At 70.1% G+C, this 15,037-nt stretch carries 18 protein-coding genes; 9 read left to right on the top strand and 9 right to left on the bottom strand.

Translation table 11 applies throughout. From position 1 onward, the window contains the following. Positions 1 to 55: 55 nt before the first annotated feature. Both OG876_RS03440 and OG876_RS03435 read right to left on the bottom strand, forming a co-directional pair. Positions 56 to 733 carry a response regulator transcription factor gene (locus OG876_RS03440; protein ID WP_328523268.1) on the bottom strand — a complete coding sequence of 226 codons (678 nt, stop codon included), beginning with the start codon at positions 731 to 733 and terminating at the stop codon, positions 56 to 58. Beyond that, the gene (locus OG876_RS03435) at positions 730 to 1,896 is read right to left on the bottom strand and encodes a sensor histidine kinase (protein WP_328523267.1); all 1,167 of its coding nucleotides are present in this window, start codon (positions 1,894 to 1,896) and stop codon (positions 730 to 732) included. The genes OG876_RS03440 and OG876_RS03435 overlap by 4 nt, the downstream gene beginning before the upstream one ends. A 124-nt stretch (positions 1,897 to 2,020) precedes the next feature. On the opposite strand from OG876_RS03435, the gene OG876_RS03430 reads away from it, so the two are divergent. Genes OG876_RS03430 through OG876_RS03420 form a run of 3 tightly spaced genes read left to right on the top strand, consistent with a single transcriptional unit; the run spans position 2,021 to position 5,162 of the window. After that, on the top strand, positions 2,021 to 2,947 hold the full coding sequence (locus tag OG876_RS03430; protein ID WP_328523266.1) for an ABC transporter ATP-binding protein: 927 nt from the start codon (positions 2,021 to 2,023) through the stop codon (positions 2,945 to 2,947). Next, positions 2,947 to 4,362 (top strand): ABC transporter permease subunit, encoded by a 1,416-nt coding sequence (locus OG876_RS03425; RefSeq protein WP_328523265.1) that lies wholly within the window; start codon positions 2,947 to 2,949, stop codon positions 4,360 to 4,362. Before OG876_RS03430 ends, OG876_RS03425 begins: the two co-directional genes overlap by 1 nt. Then, positions 4,359 to 5,162, top strand: a complete 804-nt coding sequence (locus OG876_RS03420; RefSeq protein WP_328523264.1) for an ABC transporter permease — start codon at positions 4,359 to 4,361, stop codon at positions 5,160 to 5,162. Before OG876_RS03425 ends, OG876_RS03420 begins: the two co-directional genes overlap by 4 nt. A gap of 2 nt (positions 5,163 to 5,164) precedes the next feature. Here the strand turns inward: OG876_RS03420 and OG876_RS03415 are convergent, their stop codons facing one another. The 3 genes from OG876_RS03415 to OG876_RS03405 form a co-directional block, all read right to left on the bottom strand. Next, complete coding sequence (locus OG876_RS03415) at positions 5,165 to 5,878, bottom strand: phosphatase PAP2 family protein (protein ID WP_328523263.1); 714 nt, start codon at positions 5,876 to 5,878, stop codon at positions 5,165 to 5,167. 85 nt (positions 5,879 to 5,963) lie between these two features. Further along, entirely contained in the window at positions 5,964 to 6,731 is a 768-nt protein-coding gene (locus OG876_RS03410) for an ABC transporter permease (protein ID WP_328523262.1), read from the bottom strand. Beyond that, the gene (locus OG876_RS03405) at positions 6,728 to 7,441 is read right to left on the bottom strand and encodes an ABC transporter ATP-binding protein (protein WP_328523261.1); all 714 of its coding nucleotides are present in this window, start codon (positions 7,439 to 7,441) and stop codon (positions 6,728 to 6,730) included. Before OG876_RS03405 ends, OG876_RS03410 begins: the two co-directional genes overlap by 4 nt. 134 nt (positions 7,442 to 7,575) lie before the next feature. Here OG876_RS03405 and OG876_RS03400 point away from each other — a divergent pair, with 134 nt between their 5' ends. The 3 genes from OG876_RS03400 (at position 7,576) to OG876_RS03390 (ending at position 10,104) form a co-directional block, all read left to right on the top strand. Beyond that, positions 7,576 to 8,652 carry a sensor histidine kinase gene (locus OG876_RS03400; RefSeq protein ID WP_328523260.1) on the top strand — a complete coding sequence of 359 codons (1,077 nt, stop codon included), beginning with the start codon at positions 7,576 to 7,578 and terminating at the stop codon, positions 8,650 to 8,652. Further along, entirely contained in the window at positions 8,649 to 9,305 is a 657-nt protein-coding gene (locus tag OG876_RS03395; protein ID WP_328523259.1) for a response regulator transcription factor, read from the top strand. Before OG876_RS03400 ends, OG876_RS03395 begins: the two co-directional genes overlap by 4 nt. Before the next feature lie 91 nt (positions 9,306 to 9,396). Continuing rightward, on the top strand, positions 9,397 to 10,104 hold the full coding sequence (locus OG876_RS03390; RefSeq protein WP_328523258.1) for a response regulator transcription factor: 708 nt from the start codon (positions 9,397 to 9,399) through the stop codon (positions 10,102 to 10,104). Here OG876_RS03390 and OG876_RS03385 read toward each other — a convergent pair. Then, positions 10,061 to 10,534, bottom strand: a complete 474-nt coding sequence (locus tag OG876_RS03385; protein ID WP_328523257.1) for a GNAT family N-acetyltransferase — start codon at positions 10,532 to 10,534, stop codon at positions 10,061 to 10,063. The genes OG876_RS03390 and OG876_RS03385 overlap by 44 nt on opposite strands. A gap of 25 nt (positions 10,535 to 10,559) precedes the next feature. Here OG876_RS03385 and OG876_RS03380 point away from each other — a divergent pair, with 25 nt between their 5' ends. Then, on the top strand, positions 10,560 to 11,198 hold the full coding sequence (locus tag OG876_RS03380; RefSeq protein ID WP_328523256.1) for a hypothetical protein: 639 nt from the start codon (positions 10,560 to 10,562) through the stop codon (positions 11,196 to 11,198). 283 nt (positions 11,199 to 11,481) lie between these two features. On the opposite strand, the gene OG876_RS03375 is transcribed toward OG876_RS03380, so the two are convergent. From OG876_RS03375 to OG876_RS03365, 3 genes are all read right to left on the bottom strand, one after another. Continuing rightward, a complete protein-coding gene (locus tag OG876_RS03375; protein ID WP_328523255.1) occupies positions 11,482 to 12,171 on the bottom strand; it encodes a 2OG-Fe(II) oxygenase in 690 nt (229 codons plus the stop codon). Between the two features lie 74 nt (positions 12,172 to 12,245). Next, positions 12,246 to 12,875, bottom strand: a complete 630-nt coding sequence (locus OG876_RS03370) for an HAD family hydrolase (protein WP_328523254.1) — start codon at positions 12,873 to 12,875, stop codon at positions 12,246 to 12,248. Continuing rightward, the gene (locus OG876_RS03365) at positions 12,876 to 13,394 is read right to left on the bottom strand and encodes a dihydrofolate reductase family protein (protein WP_328523253.1); all 519 of its coding nucleotides are present in this window, start codon (positions 13,392 to 13,394) and stop codon (positions 12,876 to 12,878) included. A 94-nt stretch (positions 13,395 to 13,488) separates the two neighbouring features. Between OG876_RS03365 and OG876_RS03360 the strand changes: the two genes are divergently transcribed. Together OG876_RS03360 and OG876_RS03355 are read left to right on the top strand one after the other, a co-directional pair. Then, positions 13,489 to 14,385, top strand: coding sequence for a LysR family transcriptional regulator (locus OG876_RS03360; protein ID WP_328523252.1), 897 nt, complete (start codon positions 13,489 to 13,491; stop codon positions 14,383 to 14,385). Further along, positions 14,370 to 15,035, top strand: a complete 666-nt coding sequence (locus OG876_RS03355) for a hypothetical protein (RefSeq protein ID WP_328523251.1) — start codon at positions 14,370 to 14,372, stop codon at positions 15,033 to 15,035. The genes OG876_RS03360 and OG876_RS03355 overlap by 16 nt, the downstream gene beginning before the upstream one ends. Positions 15,036 to 15,037 lie beyond the last annotated feature (2 nt).

The raw sequence follows: 15,037 nt of genomic DNA, 5'->3' as shown, positions 1-15,037 counted from the left end.
GACTTCCGGCAATCGGGTTGGCCGGCGGCCAGGCCGCGTGCGGCACTCGAGGAAGTCAGTGGCGGGGAGTGCCGGGGGTGATGAGGCCGGACTCGTAGGCGGCGATGACGGCTTGGGTGCGGTCGCGCAGGCGCAGTTTGGCGAGGAGGCGGCTGACGTGGGTTTTGACGGTTTCGTCGCTGACCGTCAGGCGGGTGGCGATCTCCGGGTTGGACAGACCCTCGGCGATCAGCGCGAGGACCTCGACCTCCCGGGGCGTGAGGTTGCTGAGGGCAATGGTTTTGGCGGGCGAGCGCGGCCGCTGCCGGGCGAACTCCGCGATCAGGCGGCGGGTCACGCTGGGGGCGAGCAGGCCGCCGCCGGCCGCGATCACCCGGACGGCGTCGAAGAGGCGTTCCGCGGTCACGTCCTTGAGCAGGAAGCCGCTCGCGCCGGCGGTCAACGCGTCGTACACGTGCTCGTCGAGGTCGAAGGTGGTGAGCATCAGGATCCGCGGTCCGTCGTCGGGACCGGTGCCCGCGAGGATCTGCCGGGTGGCTTCGATGCCGTCGAGGACCGGCATCCGGACGTCCATCAGGACCACGTCCGGACGCGGCGCGCGCCGGCACAGCGCGACCGCGGCGGCGCCGTCGGCCGCCGTGCCGTCGACGACGAAGTCGGGCTGGGTGCGCAGGAGCGCACCGAACCCGGCCCGGACCACTTCCTGGTCGTCCACCACGACGATCCGGATCATGGTGTCCCGGCCGGGATCGGCAGTACGGCCTCGACCAGGCAGCCGCCGGCCGGCGATCGCCCGACCACCACAGTGCCACCGACCATCGCTGCCCGCTCGCGCATGCCGAGCAGGCCATGGCCAGTACCGTCGGAGTCCTCGGGCCCCGGTCCGTTGTCGCGAACCCGGATCAGCAGGACCGCCGCGGAGTAGTCGAGTTCGACGTCGACCGCCGCACCGGCCGCATGCCGGCGCGCGTTGGTGAGTGCCTCCTGCACGATCCGGTACGCCGTCAGCTGTACGCCCGGGTCGAGCGGCGTCACCGTGCCCCGCACGATCAAGCGAGCACCACCACCGCCGGACGCCCGAGCCTCGTCCACGAGCGTGTTGAGCTGCTCCAGCCCCGGCTGCGGCGCGCGGACCGGACCATCGACCGGTGGACCCACGTCCTCGCGTAGCACTCCGAGCAGCCTCCGCATCTCGGTCAGCGCCGTCCGCGCGGTGTCACCGATCGCCAGCAACCGCTTCGCGCCGTCCGGCGGCAGACCGGGAGTCGTCAGCCGGGCCGTCTCGGCCTGGACCGCGATCATCGAGATGTGGTGCGCGACGACGTCGTGCAACTCACGGGCGATCCGGGCCCGCTCGCCGCGGGCGGCATGCTCCAGCAGTGTGTCGGCGGTGGCCCGGCTGGCTGCGGCGTTCGCGACTGCGTCGCCACGGTCCCGGACGGCGGCACCGAGAAGGACGGCGGCAGCTAGCAGAACCAGCAGCAGCGTCGAGCCCGGACTTGGCTGCCCGAGTGCGAACAGCACGAACGGGAGCAGGAACGGCAATGCGATCAGGCGTGAGCGGGTTCGTCCGAGCCAGTACAACGCGACCAGTTCGGCCAGCACACCCGCCACCAACGGCGGCTCCTGACCGGCGAGCACGATCGAGTTGGCCAATGTCACGGCCAGTGTCGCCGCCACCGGCTGGGCCGTCAGCAGTACTAGCGGCGCGGTCGCCAGCAGGCCGAGCAGCAGCATGGTGCCGAGGTCCATGCCGGTCCGGTCGCCGCGGCTCCCGGCCTCCACGACGGCGAACAGGGCCAGGACGACGGCGGCGACCAGCATCGCGTCGCGGGTGCCGCCGATCCGGCGGGTGGCGACGACCACCCGGTCGGCCAGCTCGCGGGCCTGACTCACATCAGCATTGTCCGCCACCCGCGACCCTGCCCGCATCACCCCGCGGCAGTAGCTCTCGTGGGGGACGGAACACGGCCCCGCTGGGTGACGACACGCCGCCCTGGCGCCCGTAGCGTCGCCGGACATGAACACCGTCGAGGTGCGCGAGCTGCGCAAGAGGTACGGCGCCACGGTAGCCGTGGACGATCTGTCGTTCACCGTCCAGCCCGGCCAGGTGACCGGCTTCGTCGGGCCGAACGGCGCCGGCAAGTCGACGACGATGCGGATGATCCTCGGTCTGGACGCACCGGACGGTGGCAGTGCCACGGTCGGTGGGCGCCGCTACCGGGACCTCGATGATCCCTTGCGCGAGGTCGGTTCGCTGCTGGACGCAGGCGCCGTACATCCCGCTCGGAAGGCCCGCGACCACCTGCTCTGGATGGCGCAGTACAACGGGCTGCCGGCCCGGCGGGTCGACGAGGTGCTGGATCAGGTGGGCCTCGCGGACGTGGCGCGGCGCCGGGCCGGCGGGTTCTCGCTCGGGATGCGGCAGCGGTTGGGGATTGCCGGCGCATTGCTCGGGGACCCGCCGGTCCTGCTGTTCGACGAGCCGGTGAACGGGCTCGACCCAGAAGGCATCGTGTGGATCCGCGGCCTGCTGCGGTCGTTGGCGGCCGAAGGCCGGGCGGTGCTGGTGTCCAGCCATCTGATGGGGGAGCTGGAGGGCAGCGCGGACCACCTCATCGTGGTCGGCCGTGGCCGGTTGATCGCGGACACGACGGTGCGCGAACTGCTGGCCGCCGTATCGGCGGACCGCATCGGGTTGCGGACGACGGAGCGCACCGCCGCCATGACCCTGCTCGCGAACGCCGGCGCGGTGGTGGCCGCGACCGACCACGACCGCGTGACCGTGTCCGGGCTGACCTCGGAGCGCGTGATCAAGCTGCTGACCGAGAACGGATTGCCGTTCTCCGAGATCGCGGCACACCGCGCTTCGCTGGAAGAGGCGTACATGGATCTCACCAGGGACGCCGTCGAGTTCGCCGCGCACGCAAGGTCGCAGGAGGCGTGATGTCCACGTTCCTGCAGGTCCTGCGCGGCGAATGGACGAAGTTCAGGTCCGTCCGCAGCAGCAGCCTCTGCCTGTTCGCCGCCGTTGCCGTGACGGTGCTGCTCGAGCTGCTCGGGTCGACCTCCGGGTCCACGGACGCGAACAAGCAGCCGCAGTATTCGGACCAGGCGTACTTCGTGCACAAGCCGCTCAGCGGCGACGGCTCGGTGGTGGCGCGCGTCGTCAGCCAGCTCGACAGCCAGGAGTGGGCGAAGGCCGGACTGCTGGTCAAGTCCGGGCTCGCACCGGGATCGCCGTACGCCGCGGTCATGCTGACTCCTGAGCATGGGGTCCGGATGCAAGCGATGTTCAACACCGATCTCGCCGGTACGGCGGGCGCGGGGGCGCCGCGGTGGCTCAAGCTGACCCGGACCGGCAACACTGTCGTCGGCTACGAGTCGACGGACGGCCGGAGCTGGCAGCAGGTCGGATCGGTGACGGTCACACTGCCCCGGGACGCCGAGATCGGACTGTTCGTCGCCTCGCCGCCCGACTACCGGACCACGCGGACAGGCAGCGGTTCGGCCATCACCATCGCAGGCACAGTCGGTTCGGCGGTCTTCGACAGTGTGACCGTGGCGGGTGCCTCATCCGCACCCGACTGGGCCGGCCAGAACATCTCCCTGATGCCGTCCAAGCCGGGCGGCGCGGTCGGCGACGTGGGGGGGATGGTCCGGTCGGGCGGGACCTTCACCGTGAGCGGATCAGGTGACATCGCCGGGTACGGCATCGCCAGCTGGCGGTCGCCTGGCGACGACGACCTGGTCGTTCTCAGTCTGTTCGGGGTCCGGCTCGGACTGATCGCGATCATCGCGCTCGGCGTGCTGTTCATGACGGCCGAGTACCGGACCGGGCTGATCCGGACCACGTTGGCCGCCTCCCCGCGGCGTGGGCACGTGTTGGCCGCGAAGGCCGTCGTACTCGCCGGAGCGGGGTTCGTGGTCGGCTTGATCGCGAGCGTGGCCGCCTTCCTGCTGGCGCAGCCCGGGATGCGGGACGGCGGCTACATCCCACCGGCGTACCCGAAGATCTCGCTGACCGACGGCGCCACGGCGCGCGCGGTGGTCGGCACCGCGATCTACGTGGCGCTGATCGCGCTCTTCAGCCTCGGCGTCGCGGTGGTCCGTCGGCGCACGACCGGGGCGATCGTGTTCGTGATCGCGCTGGGAGTGCTGCCACAGATCATCGGTCCGGTGATCTCGCCGGAGTCCGACGTCTGGATCAGCAGGCTGACGCCGATCGCGGGGCTGGCGGTGCAGCAGTCCGTCAAGGAGGGACAGGTGATCGGCCCCTGGGCCGGCATCGGGGTGATGTGCGTGTACGCCGTCGCCGCGCTCGGCGTCGGGTACTGGCAGCTCACTCGCCGGGACGCATGATGCGACACACCGGACGAGCTCTGCAGGCCGAGTGGACGAAGTTGCGCACGGTACCGAGCACCGGCTGGACGCTGATCGCGCTCGTCGTCCTGACCACGGCGCTCGGTGCGCTGGTCACTTGGGATCTCGCACCGCCGATCTGCGACCGCTCGGACCCGGCGTGCGACTTCGACCTGACCCGGCTCAGCCTCGCCGGGGTGTACGCCGGTCAGGCGGCCGTGGTCGTGCTGGCGGTCCTGGCCGTGACCGCGGAGTACGAAACCGGCATGATCCGCACCACCCTGGCCGCCTGTCCGCGTCGGCTGACCTTCCTCACGGCAAAGGCTGTGGTGCTTGCGTCGGTGGTGCTCCTGGTCTCGGTCGTCAGTGTCCTCGGCTCGCTGGTGACCGCCCGGATCCTCCTCGGCCGCGGCGGGTTCACGGTCGCCGCCGGCTACCACCCGATCTCCCTCGCCGCGGGGCCGACGTTGCGCGCGTACGGCGGCACCGTGCTGTACCTGGGCCTGGTAGCAATCATTGCCCTCGGCATCGGCTTCGTCGTGCGGCACACCGGTGGCACGGTGACGCTGGTCCTCGGACTTCTCTACCTCGCTCCTGTCATCACGATCGCCGTCTCCGACCCTCGCTGGCGGGAGTGGATCGATCAGGTGTCGCCGATGACCGCCGGGCTCGCCGTACAGGCAACCCTCCGGCTCGACGGACTGCCGATCTCGCCGTGGCGCGGTCTCGGCGTCGTCGCCCTCTACGCCGCCGCATCCACCGCCGCGGCCGCCCTCGCCGTTCGCTTCCGCGACGCCTGATATCAGTGTGGGGGTGAACCCTCCGCCGCGGGCGCAGGCCCGTCGAGACGGTTGCGGATGAGGACGGCGGCGTTCAGGACGATCACCAGCCAGACGATCGCGACGATCCAGCCGGCGACGACGTCGGTGGCCCAGTGGTAACCCAGGTAGACACGGCTCAGGCCGACGCCGATGCTCAGCACCACCGCGACCGTGAGAATGGCAGTCCGGGTCCGGCGCGAGCTGATTCTCGCGCACACCAGCGTGGCCAGGGTGAGGAAGAAGACCGTCGAGTTCAGGGTGTGGCCGGACGGGAACGCGAACGTCTCGGAGACGGGACCCAGGACGAGCGCGGTATCCGGTCGCGCACGCCCGATCAGCGCCTTCAACACACTTGTCAAGACCGTCGAGACGATCATCGCGAGGACCAGAACGGCCGAGGACCGCCACGACCGGGTCCAACGCCACAGGACCAGCGCCGCGACAACTGTCAGGGGCACGAGGACCGCCGCGCTGCCGATGAAGGTCAGCGTGCGGGCGATCGCGGTGAGGACCGGCGTCCGGTGTGAAACAGCGTCCGCGGTCAGCTCGGGATCGAACGCCGCCAACCCGTCGGATTCGGTCGCCGCGTCGGCCAGGATGATCAGCCCGACCGTCCCGGCCACCACCACGACCGCGCTCGCCGCGAGCACGCCGTACCGGAGTCCGGCCTCGCTGGTCCTGCCGCTTGAGGTCATTCAGCCGCCTTGTGTGTCGACCATCGACAACAGGGTTTCAGCGTCGCCTTTGCTCGCTGAGAATCCGCTGAGGCTCGCGGCGATGTCAGGCGTCGCGTCGGTTGATGATAAGCACGGCGAGCGCCAGCGGTACGACGGCGTACGCCGTGCAGATGAGTAATCCGAGGCCCGGAGACGGTGCACCCGGGGTCTGCGGCCGGGTGGCGATGAGGGCGTTCCCGGCTGCCCAGAGGTTCCACTTGGACGGCCAGGTGGTCCAGCCGGAGATGTTGGCGGCGATGATCGGTACGACGAAGACCAGGGCGAAGACCGTGCTGATCGCGCCCGCGGTGTGCCGGATGAGTGCGCCGAGACCGATGCCTAGCAGGGTCAGCGCAACCAGGTAGAGACCGGCGCCGAGCACCGCGCGCAACGCACCTGGCGAGCCCAGGGACACGTTGACGTGCGCGCTGCGGAGACCGAGCTGGGCGAGGAAGAAGCAGGCGAAGGCCATCGCCTGGCCAACGATCAGTGCCACTGCCGTGGTCACGGCTGCCTTGGCGGCCAGCACTCTGCGCCGCCGCGGTTCGGCGGTGAACGTCGTACGGATCTGACCGGTGGTGTACTCCGAGCTGATCGCGAGCACCCCGAGCAGGCCGAACGCGAGCTGGGCGAAGGCCAGGCCGTCGAAGCTGAGGTTGACCGGATCGAAGGCCAGCTTGTCGGCTGCGGACAGCGCTGCGTAGTCGTGCGCTCGCCCGGTCGCCGAGAACAGGCCGCCCAGCACCGCCACGGCCGCCGCGGCCAGCAGGCTCAACGGAGTGGAGCGAACCGAGCGCAGTTTGGTCCATTCGGAAGCCAGCAAGGCGGTCATGAGGCCCTCCGGAAGTCGGACTCGGCCAGGTCCAGGTAAGCGTCCTCCAGCGACCGGCCGTCCCGGGTGAACTCGGCCAGCGGGCCGTCGGCGATCAGCCGGCCGCGCCCGATCACCACCAGGTGATCGGCGACCAGCGCCATCTCACCCATCAGATGACTGGACACGAACACGGTCCGGCCCTCGTCCGCTAGCCCGCGCAGAAGGCCGCGGATCCAGCGGATGCCCTCCGGGTCGAGCCCGTTCATCGGCTCGTCCAGCAGCAGGACCGCCGGATCGCCGAGCAGCGCGGCCGCGATTCCGAGTCGCTGCCGCATCCCGAGCAAGAACCCGCCGACCCGGCGGCGCGCCACCTGCGTCAGGCCGGTCTGTTCGAGGACCTCGGTGACGCGGGTCCGCGAGATCCGGCCCGCCTGCGCAAGGCAGAGCAGATGGTCGTACGCCGTTCGCCCGCCGTGCACCCCGTTGGCGTCGAGCAAGGCCCCGACTTCCCGGAGTGGATCGGGGAGAGCGGCGTACCTGGCTCCATTGACCAGGGCCGTGCCGGTGTCGGCCCGGTCCAAGCCGAGGAGGAGCCGGAAGGTGGTCGACTTGCCGGCGCCGTTGGGCCCGAGGAAGGCGGTGACCCGGCCGGGATGCACGGTGAGGGTCAGGTCGTCGACGGCCCGCACCGATCGATAGTGCTTGCTGAGGTTCGTCAGTTCGATCATGACCTCACCCTTCCGCCGGGTGACGGTCGCCGGCGTCGGGCCGCGGGCAGATCTTCGGCGTACGACTATCCGCCTGCGGATATCTGTCTGGAGGATGATGACCGGTCCCGTCCGGCGCGCCTACTGTCGCGTCCATGGCAGTTCAATGGACCCGCCTACGGCCGGCTCAGCTCGTCGTCGCCGAGTGGGCGGTCGCGGTGGTGTACGGCGTTCTCGCCTGGGCACTGTTCACCCACCAGGGTCCGGTGGTGCCGGCCGTGATCGGGACGATCCTGGCGTCGGTCGGCCTCGGGCTCGCCCGTCGTACGCCGTTCTGGTCGGTGGTCTGTTGTCTGGTGCCGTTAGCCTTGTCGCCGTTCCAGGCGTCGCTCGGCTTCGTCGCCGTACCGGTCCTGTGTCTGGCGATCTTCCGGCTGGCCGACCGGCGCTCTTCGCTCGTCGCGCTGGTCGCGGCCGGGGCGGGAGTGCTCGCGACGGCCCTGCCCGGTTTCCGGCATGCGGGTGCGGTCGTGCCGTTCGGGATGATGGTGCTGGCGGCCTGGGTTGCGGGCCGGGTGATGGCGCAGTACCGGCGGCAGACGCAGGAGCTTGCGTTGCAGCAGGAGCGGATGCGGATCGCCCGGGAACTGCACGACATCGTTGCCCACAGCATGGGAGTGATCACCGTCCAGGCGGGCTACGGCCATCTGGTGATCGACCAGCAGCCGGACGCGGCCCGGGATGCGCTCGCGACCATCGAGCAGACCGGCCGGCGAACGCTGGCCGAACTACGCCAGCTCCTCGGCGTCCTGCGGTCCGGCGAGCCGGCCGGCCTCGAACCCACGCCAGGCCTCGCGCAACTCGGCGACCTCGTCGAGCAGACCGCGAAGGCCGGCGTGCACGTCCGCCTGACCGTCACCGGAATCCCCACCGAACTACCGCCGGGGATCGAGTTGTCGGCGTACCGGATCGTGCAGGAGGCGCTTACCAATGTGGTGAAGCACGCGTCGACGCCGGCGGCGGAGGCGACCGTCGGCTACCGCGCCGGCGAGCTGTCGGTCCAGGTGGTCGATCGCGGCGCCGGTTGCGCGGACTCGCCGCGAGCAGGGCACGGCCTGGTCGGACTGCATGAACGCGTCGCCTTGTACGGCGGGACATTGCACGCAGGACCCCTTCCGCAGCAGGGGTTCCAGGTGCTCGCGCGGCTGCCGCTGACCGGGTCGGCGCGATGACGATCCGGGTGCTGATCGCCGAGGACCAGGCCCTGGTCCGGGCCGGGCTGAAAGGCATCGTCAACACCGCACCCGATCTCACCGTGGTCGGTGAGGCGGACAACGGTGCTGCCGCGATCGAGGTCGCCGCCCGCACCGCACCGGACGTGATCCTGATGGACATCCGGATGCCCGGCACCGATGGACTGCAGGCCACGCGGGCGATCACCAGCTCGTCGGCCGCGCGGGTGCTGATCCTGACCACCTTCGACCTCGACGACTACGTGTACGCCGCACTCCGCGGAGGTGCGAGCGGATTCCTGCTGAAGGACACCCCACCGGCCGAGTTGCTGGCCGCGATCCGGGTCATCGCGGCCGGCGAGGCGCTGCTGGGACCGAGCATCACCCGCCGCCTGATCGACGAGTTCGCAAACCACGTCGAGCCGGCCGGGCGAACCGACGTACCGCGGCTGGCAACGATCACGGCCCGCGAACGCGAAGTCCTCCTCCTGGTCGCGGACGGCCGCTCGAACGCCGAGATCGCCGAAACCCTGCACATCGAGATCGGCACCGCGAAGACGCACGTGGCGCACTTACTCACCAAACTCGACGCCCGCGACCGCATCCACCTGGTCATCCTCGCCTTCCACGCCGGCCTGGTCCGGGCGGGCTGACCCCGGGATCAACCGACCGAAGCCGGTCGAGGAGCTCCGCGAACTCTGACACTCAGTTTCCGCTCAGAATGGACGTCGTACCGTCGGCATCGTGAGAAGCGGCGAGCAGCCGGTGGTGGCGGTCGTCGAGGACGACGAGACCATCGGCCGGTTGCTGGATCGTGCCCTGCGCGGCAACGGGTACCGCTCGCACTGGTACCGAACCGGAGCAACGGGCCTGGCCGGCGCGCGCCGGGAACGGGCCGAGGTCGTCCTCCTGGACCTCGGACTCCCGGATCTCGACGGCGTCGATCTGGCTCGCCGGCTCCGGGCCGAGCTGCCCGGTCTGCTGCTGGTCATGCTGACCGCCCGCGGTGACGAGATCGAGATCGTCACCGGCCTGGACGCGGGCGCCGACGACTACCTGGTGAAACCGTTCAGCCTGACCGTCCTGCTGGCCCGGCTGCGGGCGCATCTGCGCCATCGCCCGGTGTCCGGGACGGGCGGACCGGTGACGATCGCCGATTTGACGGTGGACACCGCGGCCCGTCGTTGCATCGTCGCGGGGGTCGAGCTGACGTTGCGGCCGAAGGAGTACGAGCTGCTCGAGACGCTTGCTCTCAACGTCGGCGCGGCGATCTCCCGCGAGGATCTGATGGCGAAGGTGTGGGACGAGAACTGGTTCGGGTCGACCAAGACACTCGACGTGACGATGGCGTCGTTGCGGCGCCGGCTGCAGGCGGCCGCGCGGCACTCGGCGCGGCTGCCCGAGGTCATCACACTCCGCGGGCACGGCTACCGGCTGGACCCGCCGGGCTGATCAGCTCGATGAACGGGATCGTGTCACCGGGCAGGAGGTAGGTCTCGACCTCGGTGAAGCCGTGGGACTTGGCGAATCGCAGGCCTTCCTCGTTGGTGGCGAGGATGTGGGTCTCGATGCCCTTCCCGCCGAGCTCCCGGCCCTTCGCGAGACAGTGCCGGTAGAGCGTCTCGCCGTGCCCCTTGCGCCGGTGCTCGGGCAGGATGCGGGCGATCACCGTGACGGCCTCGGTCTCCTCCGAGGGCGGCCGGACGGTCGAGCAGCCGACCAGTACGTCGCCGTCGTACGCGACCTCGAGCACGTTGCGGGTGGCGCGCTCGCGGATGTCGTCCACCGACAGCGGTGCGGTCGGGATGATTTCGTTGTGCACCCGCTGCCAGTCCAGCACCGTCGCGTCGTCCGTCACCGGCACGATCCGAAGTTCAGTCACCGCCCCAGCGTAGTAGCGTCCGGGTGTGCGGATTCTCTTTGTCGGTAACAGCTTCACGGCCCGGAACAACCTGCCCGGCCTGCTCAAGGGTCTGGCCGGCGCCCGGGGGATCGACCTCGAGCACAAGCTGATCTCGGCCGGCGGTGCGTCCCTGCGCCAGCACCTCAACGCCGGGAAGGCCCTCGCGGCGATCGCGACCGGCGACTTCGACACCGTCGTACTGCAGGAGCAGAGCACGCTCCCGGTCAAGAGCCCGGCGCGCTTCCGGGAGAGCGCGCGCGACTTCCACACCGCGATCGCGGCCGCCGGCGCCCGGACCGCCCTCTACCAGACCTGGGCGAGGCGGAACGCCCCCGAGACCCAACAAGCCCTCACCGACGCGTACGCCGCCAGCGCGGTAGAGCTGGGTGCGACGCTCGTACCGGTCGGGATGGTCTGGGAACGCTTCCTGGCGCAGTACGACGAACCCGTCCTCCACGACGCTGACAACAGTCACCCTGCACTCGCCGGCAGCTACCTCGCCGCCTGCGTGTTCCTCATCGCCCTGCTGAACGAGGACCCGGTCGGCACCGACGTACCAGTCAAGGGCCTCGCTCCCGAAACCGCAGCCCTCCTCCGCCGATCCGCCTGGAACATCTGCGAACAACTGGCGTCCGCCGAGTAGGCCTCCGGCGGCAGCACGCGGACCCGTGATCGGCGAGCGAGCTGTCGACACTTCGCAACCGCGTGGCAGGACCGAGCACCCTGCGGTCGGCCCGACCGCCTGCTTGTACCCAAGCGCTCGCTTGGTGCCGACCCCGGTCCGCCGGCATCTCGCTGGGTCGGCCGCTGTGCCCCCGCAGTCGCAGCATGCGCCGTCGTCGGTGGACGACCGCCGACGAGGTCGGCCGAAGGAGCAGCCGGCGCCGGAGGCGGTGTCGCCTTTCCTACCGCGGGGGTGGTGTTGTCTACTTCGCGTCGTGGAAGACGAGGCCGAGGGTGTGGCGGTGGCCGGTGCGGATGGTGGAGACGCCGTGGCGGACGGGGGAGGCGGACCAGCCCCGGGTTGAGCGGACGGGGCGGTCTCGGGTGGTGAAGACGAGGCCATGGCCCTGGGGGATGAGGGTGGAGGTGCCGCGGGACTGGGCCCGGGGGCGTTGTTCGACCAGCAGGAATTCGCCGCCGGTGTGGTCGACGCCGGGGTCGTTGAGGTTGATCACGACCTGGAGTGGGAACACCTTGTCGCCGTACAGGTCCCGATGCAGGGCGTTCCAGTCGCCCGCGCCGTACCGCAGGAGGATCGGCGTGGGGCGTGTCTGGCCGGCGCGGTGACACATGTCGAGCCACTCGTCGAGTGTGTCCGGCCACTCCGCGTCGCGGCCGAGCTTGGCGTACCAATCGCGTGCTATCGGCAACAATCGTGGGTAGAGCGCCTGCCGCAACGCCTCGATCGCCTCGGGGAACGGGCGATCGAAGTACCGGTACTGTCCCTCGCCGAAGCGATGCCGGGCCATGTCGATCGTGGCCCGGAACCTGCTCACGTCGTCATAGAGCCGGGCGATGCCCGCCGCCTCGGAGGGCGTGAGCAGCCGGGGCAGCAGCGCGCAACCGAGATCGTTCACCTCGGCGGTCACGGCGTCCCAGTCGGCTTTCGCCACTCGCTGCGCGTATCTGTCCATACCCATGGAACGCGCCGGCCCTCAACTGTGTGAGTCCAACCCAGGCCACCGCGTCAGCCGTGCGCGAGCAGAAGTTTGAGCAACTCCGGCATGGTGCGGGCGCCGGCGACGTCGAGGTCGGGAACCGGATTGGCGGCGGTGTCCTCGCTGTGGAAGAGAGCAGGACAAAAACCCGCGGCTCGGGCTGCGGCGAGGTTGGTGGGCCGGTCGTCGACCAAGACCGTGTGCGCCGGGTCGAGGCCGGGGTGCGCCAGTACGGCGTCATACGCGGCCGCGTCGGGTTTGCGGGCACCGATCTCGGCGCTGACGTACCAGTGGTCGACGTACGGCTCGAGGCCGAAGCGTCGCCGCAGGTGGGCGGACCACGGCCCGGCATCGTTGGTGAGCACCAACACCGTGACACCGGCTTCGTGGAGACCTCGCAGCATGTCGACTGTGCCGACCGTCAACTGGTGGTTGCGGCAGTAGTCGCTGTCGGAGGCTGTCCGGCCGACGCCCACCGCCGCCCAGAACTCGTCGGTGGACAGTTGGCCGAGGGTGCAGCGGCGGTACGCGTCGCGGATCTGGGTCTCGGTGCAGGGGCAGTCGTGCCTGCGGACGTAGGGGATGAGGACGCCGCTCACCACGTTGCCGTGCTGGTACAGGACGCCCATGGCATCGAGGACGACGAAGCGCTGGACCATCTACTTGATGACCTCGAAGCGGAAGTTGGTGCCTTCGGTGGTCAGGACCTTGAGGTTGGTCGGCTCGACGCCGGGGCTGTCGTAGAAGCGGACGCCTTCGCCGAGGAGGATGGGGACGATGTGCAGGACGATCTCGTCGACCAGGCCGGCGTCCAGGGTCAGGCGGGGGGCGGCTCCGCCGGTGACGACGAGGTTCTTGCCGTCGGCGGCTTGCAGGCCGTTGGCGATGACGTCGCGGATGTCGCCGGAGACGTAGGTGAACTCCGGGACCGGATTGGTCGCCGGGTCCTTGTGGGTGTACACGAGGACCGGGCCGGTCCACACACCGCCGTACGGCCGGTTCTCGCCGACCGCGTCGACGAGTCGCCCGCCGCACAGGAACGCGCCCGTGGTCCGGATGACCTCGGCCGCCAGTTCGGACGGCTCGTTCACGCCGAAGCTCCAGTCCAGCTTGTCGTCCCGGTCGCCGATGAAGCCGTCGAGGGACATCGTCATGTGCCAGACAACCTTGCCGGTCATGCAGTTCTCCTCTCGTTCGGCCACCACCCTGCCGGTCCGGAGGTGCATGCGTCTAATGCCAATCACGACGTGAATGCATAGATACCATCGATCCATGCTCGATCTCGTCCGGCTGCGCGTGCTGGCCGCGGTCGCCGCCCACGGTTCGGTGACCGCGGCGGCCGAGGCCTTGCACTACACCCAGCCCACCGTCAGCCATCACCTCGCCCGGCTGGAGGCCGCGACCGGCGCGAAGCTGGTCCAGCGGGTCGGCCGTGGCATCCGGCTCACGCCCGAAGGCGAGGTGCTCGCGCGCCGGGCGGCCGAGATCGTCGGTCGCGTCGATGCGGCCGACGCGGAGCTCGCCTCGTTGGTCGGCCTGCAGTCCGGGCGCGTCCGGGTCGGGGCGTTCTCCTCAGCCCTCAGCGTTTTGGTGCCGCCGGCCGCGGCGGAGCTGCGCCGCGAGCATCCGAACCTCGAGCTCGAGCTGGCCGACGCCCACCCGGTCGTCGCGGCGCGACAGTTGCGCGCGGGCGACATCGACCTTGCGATCTTGTTTCGCTACGACGACGACATCCCGGACGACGGGCTTCGGTACACCTATCTCCTCGACGATCCTGTGCAGCTACTGAGTCGCCGTACGGGAGAGACCCTCACCGACCACCGGGACTCGGATTGGATCGCGGGGTGCGTGAACTGCCGGCAGGAACTGCTCCAGCACTGCGCGGACGCCGGGTTCACGCCGCGCATCGCCTACACGAGCGACGACATCATCGTGAAGCAGGCCTTCGTCGCCGCTGGTCTCGGAGTCACCACGATGCCGGGTCTGGCGCTGCGCTCACACCATCTGGACGGAGTGCAGGCGACCGAGCTGTCCGTCGTACGCCGGATCTATCTCGCGACGTACGGCGAACCACCGGACCCGCCGGCCACCACGGCTTTCGTCGAGGCGTTGCAGGGCGTGTTGAGATCCGGTGCAGTGGGCACTGGGTCCGCATGCGGGAGCGCCTAGCGTCGCGTTACGACCGGATCTGGCGAGCGGCCGTCGTGCTGCTGGCCACGATCGGGCTGGCCGCGGCGCTCGTGTTCGTCGGCCTGTCGACCAACCTGGTGGCCTTCCTGGTCGCGGCCGCGGTGGCCGGGGCGGCCGCTCTGCAGGTCGGCCTCGCGCAGGAGTTGCCGTCGGCGGATTTGATCCGATCGACACCCCGCTTGGCCGTTCTCGGCGGTCTGCTGGTGCTGGCGATCTGTGGGTTCGCCGCGGCGGTGGGACTGGAGACGCTCGCCCTGGTCGGGCTGATCATCACCTCGTCGCCGCCGGTTCTCGCCCGGCTGCGGCCAGCCGCTCGCCAGCCGGCCGAGCCGAAGCGTCAGCCGCAGGACGTGCCTCCACCGTCGCTACCCACACCTCGGTATCTGTCCGCGGTCGCACGCAGCCTGTGCGAGCTGAGTGACGAGGAGATCTGCCTGGCGTGGCGGCGGAGCTTCACCCGGTTGCAGAGTTCCTCGACCGCCGAGCGCCGGTCCGCGATGGCCGATGTCCGCCGCGCGTACCTCGACGAGCTCGAGCGACGCAGTCCGGACGCGTTCGCCGCCTGGATCCACTCCGGCGCCCGAGCCGCCGGTGATCCAGCCAGGTTCTTCGTCCCGCACCCCAACTAAGC

It is taken from the genome of Kribbella sp. NBC_00359, from assembly GCF_036097425.1.
Lineage (GTDB): Bacteria > Actinomycetota > Actinomycetes > Propionibacteriales > Kribbellaceae > Kribbella.
Note: the sequence above shows the minus strand (reverse complement) of the source record. Positions and strands in the feature narration are given on the sequence as shown.

Excerpts from the sequence above, each read along its gene's own strand:
- OG876_RS03440 (WP_328523268.1), bottom strand. The coding sequence starts at position 733 with ATGATCCGGATCGTCGTGGTGGACGACCAGGAAGTGGTCCGGGCCGGG.
- OG876_RS03430 (WP_328523266.1), top strand. The coding sequence starts at position 2,021 with ATGAACACCGTCGAGGTGCGCGAGCTGCGCAAGAGGTACGGCGCCACG.
- OG876_RS03425 (WP_328523265.1), top strand. The coding sequence starts at position 2,947 with ATGTCCACGTTCCTGCAGGTCCTGCGCGGCGAATGGACGAAGTTCAGG.
- OG876_RS03420 (WP_328523264.1), top strand. The coding sequence starts at position 4,359 with ATGATGCGACACACCGGACGAGCTCTGCAGGCCGAGTGGACGAAGTTG.
- OG876_RS03415 (WP_328523263.1), bottom strand. The coding sequence starts at position 5,878 with ATGACCTCAAGCGGCAGGACCAGCGAGGCCGGACTCCGGTACGGCGTG.
- OG876_RS03410 (WP_328523262.1), bottom strand. The coding sequence starts at position 6,731 with ATGACCGCCTTGCTGGCTTCCGAATGGACCAAACTGCGCTCGGTTCGC.
- OG876_RS03405 (WP_328523261.1), bottom strand. The coding sequence starts at position 7,441 with ATGATCGAACTGACGAACCTCAGCAAGCACTATCGATCGGTGCGGGCC.
- OG876_RS03400 (WP_328523260.1), top strand. The coding sequence starts at position 7,576 with ATGGCAGTTCAATGGACCCGCCTACGGCCGGCTCAGCTCGTCGTCGCC.
- OG876_RS03395 (WP_328523259.1), top strand. The coding sequence starts at position 8,649 with ATGACGATCCGGGTGCTGATCGCCGAGGACCAGGCCCTGGTCCGGGCC.
- OG876_RS03370 (WP_328523254.1), bottom strand. The coding sequence starts at position 12,875 with ATGGTCCAGCGCTTCGTCGTCCTCGATGCCATGGGCGTCCTGTACCAG.
- OG876_RS03365 (WP_328523253.1), bottom strand. The coding sequence starts at position 13,394 with ATGACCGGCAAGGTTGTCTGGCACATGACGATGTCCCTCGACGGCTTC.
- OG876_RS03360 (WP_328523252.1), top strand. The coding sequence starts at position 13,489 with ATGCTCGATCTCGTCCGGCTGCGCGTGCTGGCCGCGGTCGCCGCCCAC.
- OG876_RS03355 (WP_328523251.1), top strand. The coding sequence starts at position 14,370 with ATGCGGGAGCGCCTAGCGTCGCGTTACGACCGGATCTGGCGAGCGGCC.